The following is a 12,022-nucleotide window of genomic DNA, read 5'->3' as shown; positions in this document are numbered from 1 at the left end:
CACCGGCCGGGCATGACAAAAGGCCGGTTCCGGCAACCACGGGGGTTGCCGGAACCGGCCTTCGGCCGTTCAGCGAATGGTGACCGAGACCGTGGGCGAAACCGCTCCGCCGCCCACGATCCGGATCTTGTTGGCACCCCGGAGGCCGAGCTCGACGCGCAGGTTGTACGCGCCGGTCCGCGTGGTGTTCATGTGGATCGGGAGCGAGACCCAGTGCTTGCGCTGCAGCTGCTGCAGCGTGACGCGCGTGCCGGCCCGCATGTGGCCGCTGGAGCCGTAGACACGGAACTGGTGCCAGGCCGCGATGCTCTTGACCGTCGCCTTGGCCGACAGCGTCGGCCGCGGCGCGGCCGTGGGAGCGGCGGACGCCTGTACGACGGGTGCCGCGGCCAGCAGCAGGGCGGTCGCGGTCAGCGTTGCGGTTCGGGTCAGGGAGTGACGCATGAATCGGGCTCCTCACAGCCGGTGACGGACGGTGCATCACATATTAGGAATAATCGGCACGTTCACGATGATCCGCCACGCCCGCACCACTCGACTCTCTGACGCGGGGTCAGAAGTCCACCGGTTCGCGGATGATGGGGCAGGTCATGCAGTGACCGCCGCCCCTGCCGCGGCCGAGTTCCGCTCCGACGATGGTGATGACCTCGACGCCCGCCTTGCGCAGGAGCGTGTTCGTCTGGGTGTTGCGGTCATAGGTGAAGACCACGCCGGGTTCGAGAGCCACGGCGTTGTTTCCGCTGTCCCACTGCTGGCGCTCCGAGGCGTACACGTCGCCGCCGGTGGCGATGGTGCGCAGCTCGGGCAGGCCGAGCGCCTTGGCCACCACATCGGTGAACGCCTTCGGTGCCTCGTCGATGATCTCGACGCCGGGGGCCTTGTCGCTGGGGCGCAGGGAGAAGGTGTGGACGGAGTCCATGATCGCCGGGTAGAGGGTGGCGATGTCCCGGTCCACGAAGGTGAACACCGTGTCCAGGTGCATCGCGGCGCGGAGCTTGGGCATGCCGGCGACGATGACGTGCTCGGCCGCCCCCTGACTGAACAGCGCTGCGGCCACCTGCGTGACGGCCTGCCGGGAGGTGCGCTCGCTCATCCCCATCAGGACGACCCCGTTGCCGACGGGCATGATGTCGCCGCCCTCGAAGGTGGCCTGGCCCCAGCTCTGCTCGGGGTCGCCCCACCAGACGGTGGAGCTCGCGTAGTCGGGGTGGAAGGTATAGATCGCCTTCATCAGCAGCGTCTCGTCGTGCCGCGCGGGCCAGTACAGCGGGTTGAGGGTCAGGCCCCCGTACAGCCAGCAGGTGGTGTCGCGGGTGTAGAGGGTGTTGGGGAGCGGCGGCATCAGGTACTCGCGTACGCCCGTCGAGTCGCGGGCCAGGGCCAGATAGCCGGAGCGGTACTCCTCGGGCAGATCGGTGGTGGCAAGGCCGCCGATCAGGAACTCGGCGAGCTCGCGGGGCGCCAGGGATTCCAGGTAGGCCAGGGTGCCGTCCACCAGGCCGAGACCGACCTCGTTCGCGACGATCTTGCGCTCCAGGAGCCAGGTCTTCGCCTGCGGGATGGCCATCGTCTCCGCGAGCAGCTCGTGCAGTTCGACGACGTCGACACCGCGCTGGGTGAGCTTGTTGACGAAGTCGGCGTGGTCACGCTGTGCGTTCTCCACCCACATGACGTCGTCGAAGAGCAGGTCGTCGGAGTTGGTCGGGGTGAGCCTGCGGTGTGCCAGACCGGGGCGGCAGACGAGGACCTTGCGCAGCCGGCCGACCTCGGAGTGCACACCGTGGGCCGACTGCGGAGTGGATTGCTGACTTGTCATGGTGGTGCCTTCCGTGGCTCGGCGCGGTGAGTGGGGGGATGCGGAGGTCAGAGACTGATCCAGCCGACGGCCAGGGCGATCACGCCCACGACGGCTCCGGCGATCGAGACGGCGAAGATGACGAGTTCGCCGGGGCCGAAGAGTTTGCGGCCCTGTTCACGGCGGGCCATCACGAACAGGACGGTCGCCGGGGCGTAGATGATGAAGGAGACCAGGACGAACTTCAGTCCCGCCGCGTACAGCAGAAACGCCGTGTAGAGCGTGGCCAGCGCGGCGACCGTGAGGTCGCTGCCCTTGCGGGCCGCCGCCCCGGGGGGACTCGAGGTGCCCCGGAACCCGGAGGCCAGCTTCACCGCGTAGCCCGCTGCCAGCAGGAACGGGATCAGGCTGAGTGAACTGGTCAGGTCCAGCGCGAAGTTGAACGCGTCGTCGGAGAACATCGTCACGACGAGCACGATCTGCGAGAGCAGCGTGGTCAGCGCCAGCGCGGGGACGGGGACGTCCTCGTCGGTGGCCTTCCGCAGGAAGCGCGGCATGTCGTCGTCCTTCGCCGCGACGAACAGCACCTCCGCGGCCATCAGCGTCCAGGCCAGATAGGCGCCGAGCACCGAGACGATCAGCCCGACGCTGACGAACACCTTCCCCCAGGTCCCGACCGCGGCCTCCAGCACGCCGGCCATGGACGGCTGGCGCAGCTCGGCGATCTCGCTCATCGGCATCAGGCCGTACGAGACGATCGTGACCGAGGCGAAGATGGCGAAGACGCTGAGGAAGCCCAGGATCGTGGCCCGCCCGACGTCCTCGCGGCGCTGGGCGTGCCGGGAGTAGACGCTTGCGCCCTCGACGCCGAGGAACACGAAGACGGTGGCCAGCATCGTCCCGCGGACCTGGTGGAACAGGGAGCCGGCATAGTCGGCGCCGCCGAAGTTGTCCGCGAAGACGTGCGGCTTCAGGTAGAAGAGCGCGAGGACGATGAAGACCAGGATCGGCACGATCTTGGCGATCGTGACGATCCGGTTGATCGCCGCGGCTTCCTTGACGCCCCGGCGGATCAGCAGGAAGAAGCCCCACAACCCGAACGAGGACAGGATCACCGCGATCAGCGTGTCGCCGTCGCCGAGCGCCGGGGCGATCGCCCCGATGGTCGACATGATCAGGACCCAGTACGTCACGTTGCCGACGCAGGCGCTGGCCCAGTAGCCGAAGGCGGCGAAGAAGCCCAGGTACTCGCCGAATCCGGCCTTCGCGTAGGCGTACACCCCCGCGTCCAGGTGGGGCGCGCGCACCGCCAGCCGCTGGAAGACGAAGGCGAGCATCAGCATTCCGGCGCCGGCGATGCACCACGCGATGAGAGCGCCGGCGACGCCGGTCTCCTGCGCGAAGCGGCGGGGCAGTGAGAACACTCCGGCGCCGACCATCGAGCCGACCACCATCATGGTCAGCGTCGGCAGGGTCAGTTTCGCGGCCCGTGGAGCGGAATCCGCACCGGCCTGAGCTGTGCCGTCCTGGGTCATCCTCTGGCTCCCTCTGCCCCTCGGTGAGGCCGGTGATGCCGCGTCAGGGAGTGCTGCGTGGGGTGGTGTTGCTCCACCTTGTGCGGCCGGCAGGGGATCGCGGGGCACATGCGATCACCCGGGACGGTACCAACCGATGACCGCAATGCCCCGTTTTGGCCAGTTGGAATCGTGCCGGTGTTGAGCACACCCGCAGTTTTCTGTCCGGGACGTCCCACCAATCCGCCCCCTCCGCGGCTCCGAATCACCAGTGACCTGCGGCACGGCCGCATCGCAGGGGTTACCGGAGGGAGCGGCATGGCAGAGGGCAGACGGCGCATCGCGGTCGTGGGTGCCGGGGTGGCCGGGCTGACAGCGGCGTACATCCTCAGGAACGCGCACGAGGTGACGCTCTACGACGGGGACGACCGGCTCGGCGGGCACGCCCACACCCATGACGTGCTCTCGCGTGACGGCCGGGTCCATGCCGTCGATTCGGGATTCATCGTGCACAACCGCCGCACGTACCCCCATCTGCTGCGGCTCTTCCGCGAGCTCGGTGTCTCCACCCAGGAGTCCGAGATGAGCATGTCGGTACGGTGCGACGGCTGCGGACTGGAGTACGCGGGGGCCCGCGGCCTCCCGGGTCTGTTCGCCCAGCCGCGCAACGCCCTGCGCCCCGCGTATCTGCGCATGCTCGCCGAGGTTCCGGCCTTCCACCGGGCCGCGCGCCGGGTTCTGGCGGCCGGGTCTCCGGGGGATCCGACGCTGGGTGAGTTCCTGACGGCCGGCCGCTACTCCCCGTACTTCGTCACGCACTTCATGACGCCCCTGGTCTCCGCTGTGTGGTCCTGCGATGCCACCGACGCCCTGCGCCATCCGGCCCGGTATCTCTTCCGGTTCCTGGAGCACCACGGGATGCTGGCCGTCACCGGGTCCCCGGTCTGGAGGACGGTGACGGGCGGCTCGCGTGCGTATGTGGAGCGCGCCGCCAAGCAGCTGCCCCGGGTCCGCACGGGCGACCCGGTGCGCTTCGTCCGCAGGCTTCCCGGCGGAGGAGTCGAGCTCGGTACGGAGGACGGCACGACGGCGCCCTACGACGCGGTCGTGATCGCCGTCCACGCCGACCAGGCCCTGCGGCTGCTCGCCGATCCGACCGCGGCCGAGCGCAGGGTGCTCGGTGCGTTCCGGTACTCCCGCAACCCGACCGTCCTGCACACCGACACCGGCGTGCTGCCGCGCAGCCGACGGGCGCGCGCCTCCTGGAACTATCTGCTGCCGTCCTGCGACACCCCCGCCGACCGTGTGCGGGTCAGCTACGACATGAACCGGCTGCAACGGCTGACCGCGCCCGAGACGTTCGTCGTCACCCTGAACGCCGAACAGCGGGTGGCCGAGGCCAAGGTGGTGGCCCGGTCCACGTACGAACATCCCGTGTTCACCCAGGACTCGGTGGCCGCCCAGCGTGAACTGCCCGACCTCAGCGGCCCGGTCACCGCCTTCGCCGGCGCCTATCACGGCTGGGGGTTCCATGAGGACGGCTGCCGCTCGGGTGTCATGGCCGCGGCCGCGCTGGGGGTGACGTGGTGATTCCCGCCCTCTACCCCTGCACAGTCACGCACCACCGCACGTCGCCGCGCCGCTACGCCCTGCGGCACCGCACCTATCTGTGGTGCGTCGACCCGGACCGACCCCCGCGCCTGCCCCGTCCCTTGCGGCCGCTCGCCCGGTTCGATGCCCGGGACCACTTCGGCGGCCGCTCCCCCACCATCCGGGCCGGCCTGGAGCGCTATCTCACGGCCGAGGGCGTCGACCTGGCGGGCGGGCCGGTGACCATGCTGACGCAGGCCAGGGTGTTCGGGTACGTCTTCAATCCGCTGACCCTCTACTGGTGCCACGACCCGTCCGGCGCACTGGTGTGCGTGGTCGCCGAGGTGCACAACACCTACGGCGAGCGCCACTGCTATCTCCTGCGTCCCAGCGGCTCACAACTCGGCCCGGTGGAGAAGGAGTTCCACGTCTCGCCCTTCTTCCCCGTCGACGGCGAGTACCGCATGCGGCTGCCCGAACCCGGCGACCGGCTGGATCTGACGATTCGTCTCATACGTTCGGGGAAACCCGTGTTCGCGGCGAAGGTGCGCGGTGAACGGCGGCCCGCCACCGCATCCGTGCTCCTGCCGCTGGCGGTACGCCGCCCCTGGTCGACGGCGGTCGTCTCGCTCGCCATCCGCGTGCACGGCATCCGTCTGTATCTGCGCGGGCTGCCCGTCCGGCCCCGCCCCATTCATCGCCCCCAGGAAGGTGTCGAGTGAGTACGTCCCTGAGCCGTCGCCCCGTCGTCGACGACCCCGAACGCTGGCCCGATGTCGTCCGTCCGCCCCGGACGTCCCGGCTCCGTACCGCCGTGGCCGAGCGCCTCGTGCGGCGGGCTCTCGTACGGCTCCCCCTCTATGTGCGGTTCGGCACCGGTGACGCGCTCGGCCCGGGCGGTCCGCTTCTCGAGGTCCACGACCCCGACGCCTTCTTCCGCCGGATCGGGGCGGGCGGCCTGATCGGGTTCGGCGAGTCGTACCAGGCCGGCGAGTGGGACGCCCCCGACCTCGTCGGCGTACTGACGGTGCTGGCGCAGAACGCGGCCGACCTGATCCCGCGCCCGCTCCAGCGGCTGCGCGGCATGTGGGCGCTGCGGCAGCCGGACGCCCTGCGCAATACGCCCGACGGGGCCAGGGCCAACATCCGCCGACACTACGATCTGTCCAACGAACTCTTCGCCCTGTTCCTCGACGAGACCATGACGTACTCGTCGGCCGTGTTCCGGGGTTTCCCCGCCGAGTGGCCGCTGCTCGCGGCGGCCCAGCAGCGCAAGATCGACCGGCTGCTCGATCTTGCCGCGGTCCGCGAAGGCACCCGGCTCCTCGAAATCGGCACCGGATGGGGCGAGTTGGCGATCCGGGCCGCACAGCGCGGAGCCCGCGTCACCACGCTCACCCTCTCCGCCGAGCAGCGCGCGCTCGCGAACGAACGCATCCGGGCCGCGGGCCTCGCCGACCGGGTGAGCGTCGAGCTGTGCGACTACCGGGAGGCGACCGGCCGCTACGACGCCGTGGTCAGCGTGGAGATGATCGAGGCGGTGGGCGAGGAGTTCTGGCCCGTGTACTTCAAGGCGCTGGACGACCGGCTCGTCCCCGGCGGGCGCGCGGTGGTGCAGGCCATCACCATGCCGCACGAGCGGATGGTGGCCAGCCGGGACACGTACACCTGGATCCAGAAGTACATCTTCCCCGGCGGTCTGCTGCCCTCCACGGAGGCGATCGAGGAGGTCACCGCCGCCCACACCTCGCTCCGCGTCGCACAGCGGGACGGTTTCGGCGCGCACTACGCCGAAACGCTGCGGCTGTGGCGCGAGAGGTTCACCGAGCGGGCCGACGCCGTGGCGGCGCTCGGGTTCGACGCGGTCTTCCGCCGGATGTGGACGTTCTATCTCGCCTACTCCGAAGCGGGGTTCCGGTCGGGCTATCTGGATGTCCAGCAGACGCTGCTCACCCGGGAGGGGACGCTGTGACGGCGGCCGGGCGGCTCGCAGCTCGGAGGACACGGTGAGCGGCTACTCCTGGGGGCAGTTCGCACTCGGTCTGCCCGTGACGGGGGCGGCGTCGCTGGCCGTGCTTCTCGCCACCTTCGCCGTCGCCGTACGCAAGGGGGTGCACCGGATCGTCGACGCCGCCTGGGGCTTCGCCTTCACGGCGGTCGCGCTCGTCTCGTACGGCATGTCGACGGGCGAGGGCGATCCGGGCCGGCGGCTGCTGGTGACGGCCCTGACCTGTCTGTGGGGGCTGCGGCTCGCGACCCATATCGTGCGCCGGGGCCGGGGACACGGCGAGGACCCGCGCTACGAGGCGCTGCTGGCCAAGGCCCCCGGCAGCCGCAGCCTGTACGCGCTGCGCATGGTCTACCTGCTGCAGGCCGGGCTGGTCTGGCTGGTCTCGCTGCCGGTCCAGGCCGCCATGTACGTACGCGCGGACCTTGGTCCACTGGTGTGGGCCGGGGTGCTGCTGTGGGGCGTGGGGTTCGTCTTCGAGGCGGTCGGCGACCGGCAGTTGCGGCGCTTCAAGGTCGACCCGGCCAACCGGGGCGCGGTCATGGACCGCGGCCTGTGGAGCTGGACGCGGCACCCCAACTACTTCGGTGACTTCTGCGTCTGGTGGGGTCTGTTCCTGCTGGTCTGTGATGCGCCAGGGGCGGCGGCTGCCACCGTGGTGTCGCCGCTGGTGATGTCCTTCCTGCTGATCCGCGGCAGCGGAAAGGCGCTGCTGGAGCGGCACATGTCGGGGCGGCCCGGCTACAGCGACTACGTGGCCCGCACGAGCGGGTTCGTGCCGCTGCCGCCGCGCCGTCCGCGGACCTGACGTTCAGACTCCGCGCGCCTGCTCGAACCGGGCGCGCCCTTCGGCGAGTTCGACGACGGGGTCGGGGTAGTCGACCCCGGCCCGGTCCAGGCCCTCCAGTTTCCAGGGTTCGTGTACGTAGCGGTCCTCGACGCCCGCCAGTTCGGGCACCCAGCGGCGTACGTAGGTGCCCTGCGCGTCGAAGCGTTTGCCCTGCACCACGGGGTTGAGGACCCGGTTGGGGCGGGTGTCAGTTCCTGTGCCCGCCGCCCACTGCCAGTTGAGCTGGTTGTTGGCGACGTCCCCGTCGGCCAGGAGGCTCAGGAAGTGCCGGGCGCCGACCCGCCAGTCGACGTACAGCGTCTTGGTGAGGAAGCTCGCCACCAGCATGCGGCCCCGGTTGTGCATCCAGCCTTCATGGGCGAGCTGTCGCATCGCCGCGTCGACCAGCGGATAGCCGGTGCGGCCCTCCCGCCAGGCGGCGATCTCCTTGTCGTCCGAGCGCCAGTGGTCACCCCGGGACCGGTAGTCCTCCGCTGCCGCGTCCGGCCGGGCCGCGAGGACTTGATGGTGGAAGTCGCGCCAGGCCAGCTGCCGTACGAACGCCTCGGCGCCCACCGAGTTCTCCCGCCGGGCCAGGTGGACGAGTTCGGCCGCGGACAGGGCGCCGAAGTGGAGGAACAGGGAGAGCCGTGACGTGGCGTCGCCCGCCAGGTCGTCGTGGCCGTCCGCGTACCCGGCGAGACCGCCCGACAGCCACTCCCAGACCCGCTGCCTACCTGCCCTCTCGCCTCCTTCGGCAAGTCCCGGGGAGACCCCGTCGATTCCAGTACGCGGATGGAGCGGCTCGGATGCGATCTCGGCGACCTTCACCTTGCGCGGTGTCGGGACGGGGTCCCGGGCCCCGACTTCGGTCCAGCGCCGGAAGTACGGGGTGAAAACGGCGTAGTGGTCGCTGCCTGCGGGGGTGACGGCGCCGGGCGCGACCGCCGTCAGGACGGCTTCGTGCACGGCCAGGGTGCATCCGGTTCCCACGAGGGCCGATCTCAGGCGCCCTTCGCGGCGGGTGGCGTACCGGCTCACTCCACCCGCGACATGAACGCGCGTCGCACCGACGGTGCGCACGACGGAGCGGACCTGCTCCACCACGTCACCGCTGCGGACCACCAGGCGACCGCCTTTCGACCGCAGTCCGGCATCGAGATCGGTCAGACAGTCGGCGAGGAACGCCCGCCGGTTGGGGGCGTCGAAACCCGCTCGGTGCACTCCGGTGTCGTACACGAACAGCGGGACGATGCGATCGGAACCGCGGAGTGCGGCGGCGAGCACCGGATTGTCGTGCAGGCGGAGATCGGAGGTGAACAGGGCTACAGAGACCGTCACTTGGCGGGGCTCCTCATGCTGCGGGGAAGTTCATCAGTGCGAGCGGCGCGGAGGTCGGTGCTCTCGATCCGCCGGAGGGTTCGACGGTGATGCCCATGCCCGACGCCTGGTCGACAGGGCCTGCGAGCAGGACCGCCTCGGTGGTCTGCGACGGGTCCATGAGACCTGCCGAGCGCATCGTGCCCGCGTCGTTGAACCAGAGCTGGTAGACCTTGCCGGCCGGGGGCCTGGGCATGCCGGACGCGACGAAGACGGCCTGGTTCTTGCTGTGCGCGACGACGAGAGTGCCGCTTGCGCCGCCGGCGAGTTGCCCGGTGGTGGCCTTGGCGTCGGGCGCGGCGAGCACGCTCGCAAGCTGTTCGGACTGCTGCTGTGCGGCGCGGGCCTGCTGGTGGGCCTCGTCGGCGCTCCGGTGCTGCCAGACCGCGATCCCGCCGCTGACGGCGGCCACCGCCACGCACGCTGCCAGCAGGAACCGGGCAGCCCTGCGACCGCGGAGCCTGGCCCCGACCGGGCGGACCGGGGCCGGGGCGAGCGGGGGTTCCTGGCGCACCGTGCCGATCCGACGCATCACCGCGGCCTTCATCTCGGGCGGCGGGGTGACCGAGACGGCGAGCCCGAGACGGGCGGCTGTGGCGCTGAGTTCCTGCACCTCCAGGGCGCAGGCCGCGCAGTCGCCGAGATGCCGCTCGAACTCTTCACGTTCCTCGTCCGACAGCGCGTGCAACGCGTAGGCACCGGTGAGCGTGTGCAGTTCCGCGTTCATGTGCTCACCCCCAGGCAGTCACGCAACCGGATCAGGCCGTCGCGCAGCCGGGTCTTGACCGTGCCCAGCGGTACGGTCAGCAGCTCGGCCACTTCGCGGTAGGTCAGCCCCTGGTAGTAGGCCAGCGTGACCGACTGGCGCTGCAGTTCGGTCAGGGACCGCAGACAGCGCCTCACCTGCTCGCGCTCCAGCCGGGCCTCCACCTGCTCGGTCACCTCGTCGAAGGCGGGCGTCCGGTCGAGCAGGGCCGCCTTGTGCTCGCGGTCGGCCGACGCCTGTGCGGAGCGCACCCGGTCCACCGCCCTGCGGTGCGCCAGGGTGAGCACCCAGTTCATGACCCCGCCCCGGTCCGGCTGATAGCGGGCGGCCGTGCGCCACACCTCCGTGAGGACCTCCTGGGCCACCTCCTCGGACTGTGCCGGATCGCGCAGCACGCTCCGGACCAGTCCGAGCACAGGGCCGCAGACCACTTCGTACAGCGAGCCGAAGGCCTCCTGGTCGCCCCTGGCGACCTGGCCCACCAACACGGGCAGATCGGGCCCGGCAGGCAAGGGCCCGCTGATGTACACCACTTCTTTCACCCGCTGATCCTCCTGGAGACTCGTCTCTACGGAGGTGATTCGGAGCCGGTGCCCCGGGGGGATTGGTCATCCGGCCGAATTCTTTCGAATGACGTCAGCTCCCCGTGTCGCCGCCGACGGTGTAGACGTCCTTCACCTTTACCTCGGCCACTCCCCGTCCCTCGGGAAAGACCCGGCGCCAGTCACCGAGAAGGTGGAGTTCGTCGGTGCCCATGGCGCGCACCACGGTCAGATTCTCGTTGTGTGCCTTGAAGGCCTTGGTCCAGAGGTTCGCGAAGGCCTGGGAGCGGATGATGTGCATCCAGTCCGGGCGGTAGAGCTCACGGTTGTAGTTCGACTCCCCCATCGTGGAGACGAACTTGGAGTACATCGCCTTCACGTATTCCAGGGTGACTTCGTCGTCCTCGGCAATGGCGCGCTCACGGGCGTCACGCAAGGTGCCGCGGAACTTCTCCAGGAGATTCTCCGTGGCGCCCGAGGTGAACGACTCATGGATGACCGGTGGTTCGCACAACCGGTATTTCGTACCCGAGAGGCGCAGCAGGAGGCGCAGCGTCGGCTCGGTGATCCACAGGGGACCCGGCTCGTCACGATTGCCGATCGGGTTCGGCAGTACGTCCTCGTACTCCCAGGCGGCCGGGGTGATGAGATGGATGCCGGCCCGGCGCCGGTCGTGGGTGTCCCCGGAGGAGTGCTCAAGGGAGCCCAGCGGAAGGTGCGTCTTGAGTGCCGACAGATAGGCGCCGTTGATGTCCAGGGCGGTGATCTCGTGCGCCCCGGGCGGGAGCTCGGCCCGGGTCCACTTGGGGCGGGCCTCCCAGATCTCGTCCGCTCCTCGGGCCGTCTTCTTCTTCAGCACGTCCGGGACCCAGGGGTGGGCGACGATGTCGTACCGGGCGCCCTTGCGGCAGGCGTCCAGCAGGCTCATCGCGTCGGGAATCGCGCGCTTGAGCAACGCCGCGCTCGCCGCCTCCATGTCGCCCTGGGCCTTCTCCATGGCCGCCTGTACCGCCTGCCCGATCAGATCGGGCATGTCCGACGACTCCTGGAGGGCGCGACGCGCCTGCGTCGGCGGTGTCTTGGGCGTGTGTGCACGGGGCTCCGGCCGCGGCGTATCGGCGGGCGCCGGGGTGCTCTGCGGAGGGGCGGCCTCGGCGCACTCCTCGGGTGTCAGATGCTGCGGGAAGCCCTCGACCTGATGCCTCGCCGGCTGTCCGCACAGTACGCACGGCGCGGCCACCGCCAGCTCCACGTCCTCCGCGCCGTCGCCTTCGATGTCGCCTTCGCCGTCGGAGTCCTCGGCCGTCTGCTCGTTCTCGGGGTGCAGTTTCGCGCGCAGACCGTCGAGCAGGTACGCGTACTTCGTCCGGATCTCCCCGGCCGGTTCGCGTCCGGCCTCCCAGCCGCGCACCGTGCTGGGGCTCACCCCGAGCGCCTCGGCGACCTGCGCCTGGGCGAGGCCCAGGCCCTCGCGCAGGAGGCGTCGCTCGGCGGCCGGGGGAAGTGCTGCCTCGAGCCGGACGGAGGCCAGCAGCGCGTCGAGGGCATCGAAGTCTGTCAACGCCCGGCTCCGTTCGGCTCGTCGGTGGTGGCCTGCT

Annotated in this window: 11 protein-coding genes; 4 read left to right on the top strand and 7 right to left on the bottom strand. The window is 70.3% G+C overall.

The window, feature by feature from the left end:
* Window positions 1-69: 69 nt before the first annotated feature.
* The 3 genes from OG707_RS39115 to OG707_RS39105 form a co-directional block, all read right to left on the bottom strand.
* A complete protein-coding gene (locus tag OG707_RS39115; RefSeq protein ID WP_329126677.1) occupies window positions 70-444 on the bottom strand; it encodes a hypothetical protein in 375 nt (124 codons plus the stop codon).
* Between the two features lie 109 nt (window positions 445-553).
* Entirely contained in the window at window positions 554-1,816 is a 1,263-nt protein-coding gene (locus OG707_RS39110; protein ID WP_329126675.1) for an arginine deiminase, read from the bottom strand.
* 47 nt (window positions 1,817-1,863) lie between these two features.
* A complete protein-coding gene (locus tag OG707_RS39105) occupies window positions 1,864-3,330 on the bottom strand; it encodes a basic amino acid/polyamine antiporter (protein WP_329126673.1) in 1,467 nt (488 codons plus the stop codon).
* Window positions 3,331-3,627: 297 nt separating this feature from the next.
* On the opposite strand from OG707_RS39105, the gene OG707_RS39100 reads away from it, so the two are divergent.
* From OG707_RS39100 to OG707_RS39085, 4 genes are read left to right on the top strand one after another with little or no spacing between them, the layout of a single operon-like run.
* Window positions 3,628-4,899, top strand: coding sequence for an NAD(P)/FAD-dependent oxidoreductase (locus OG707_RS39100; protein WP_329126671.1), 1,272 nt, complete (start codon window positions 3,628-3,630; stop codon window positions 4,897-4,899).
* Window positions 4,899-5,621, top strand: a complete 723-nt coding sequence (locus OG707_RS39095) for a DUF1365 domain-containing protein (protein WP_329128208.1) — start codon at window positions 4,899-4,901, stop codon at window positions 5,619-5,621. The genes OG707_RS39100 and OG707_RS39095 overlap by 1 nt, the downstream gene beginning before the upstream one ends.
* On the top strand, window positions 5,618-6,871 hold the full coding sequence (locus tag OG707_RS39090; RefSeq protein ID WP_329126669.1) for a cyclopropane-fatty-acyl-phospholipid synthase family protein: 1,254 nt from the start codon (window positions 5,618-5,620) through the stop codon (window positions 6,869-6,871). The genes OG707_RS39095 and OG707_RS39090 overlap by 4 nt, the downstream gene beginning before the upstream one ends.
* Before the next feature lie 34 nt (window positions 6,872-6,905).
* Window positions 6,906-7,715 carry a DUF1295 domain-containing protein gene (locus OG707_RS39085; protein ID WP_329126668.1) on the top strand — a complete coding sequence of 270 codons (810 nt, stop codon included), beginning with the start codon at window positions 6,906-6,908 and terminating at the stop codon, window positions 7,713-7,715.
* A gap of 3 nt (window positions 7,716-7,718) precedes the next feature.
* Here the strand turns inward: OG707_RS39085 and OG707_RS39080 are convergent, their stop codons facing one another.
* The 4 genes from OG707_RS39080 to OG707_RS39065 all read right to left on the bottom strand — a co-directional run bounded on the left by OG707_RS39080 (window position 7,719) and on the right by OG707_RS39065 (window position 11,985).
* A complete protein-coding gene (locus tag OG707_RS39080) occupies window positions 7,719-9,077 on the bottom strand; it encodes a cryptochrome/photolyase family protein (RefSeq protein ID WP_329126667.1) in 1,359 nt (452 codons plus the stop codon).
* A 13-nt stretch (window positions 9,078-9,090) separates the two neighbouring features.
* Window positions 9,091-9,843: an anti-sigma factor gene (locus tag OG707_RS39075; RefSeq protein ID WP_329126665.1), complete on the bottom strand. Its 753-nt coding sequence runs from the start codon at window positions 9,841-9,843 to the stop codon at window positions 9,091-9,093.
* The gene (locus OG707_RS39070; RefSeq protein WP_329126663.1) at window positions 9,840-10,424 is read right to left on the bottom strand and encodes a sigma-70 family RNA polymerase sigma factor; all 585 of its coding nucleotides are present in this window, start codon (window positions 10,422-10,424) and stop codon (window positions 9,840-9,842) included. Before OG707_RS39070 ends, OG707_RS39075 begins: the two co-directional genes overlap by 4 nt.
* A gap of 94 nt (window positions 10,425-10,518) precedes the next feature.
* A complete protein-coding gene (locus OG707_RS39065) occupies window positions 10,519-11,985 on the bottom strand; it encodes a helix-turn-helix domain-containing protein (RefSeq protein ID WP_329126662.1) in 1,467 nt (488 codons plus the stop codon).
* Between the last annotated feature and the right edge of the window lie 37 nt (window positions 11,986-12,022).

It is taken from the genome of Streptomyces sp. NBC_01465 (assembly GCF_036227325.1).
GTDB lineage: Bacteria > Actinomycetota > Actinomycetes > Streptomycetales > Streptomycetaceae > Streptomyces.
Note: the sequence above shows the minus strand (reverse complement) of the source record. Positions and strands in the feature narration are given on the sequence as shown.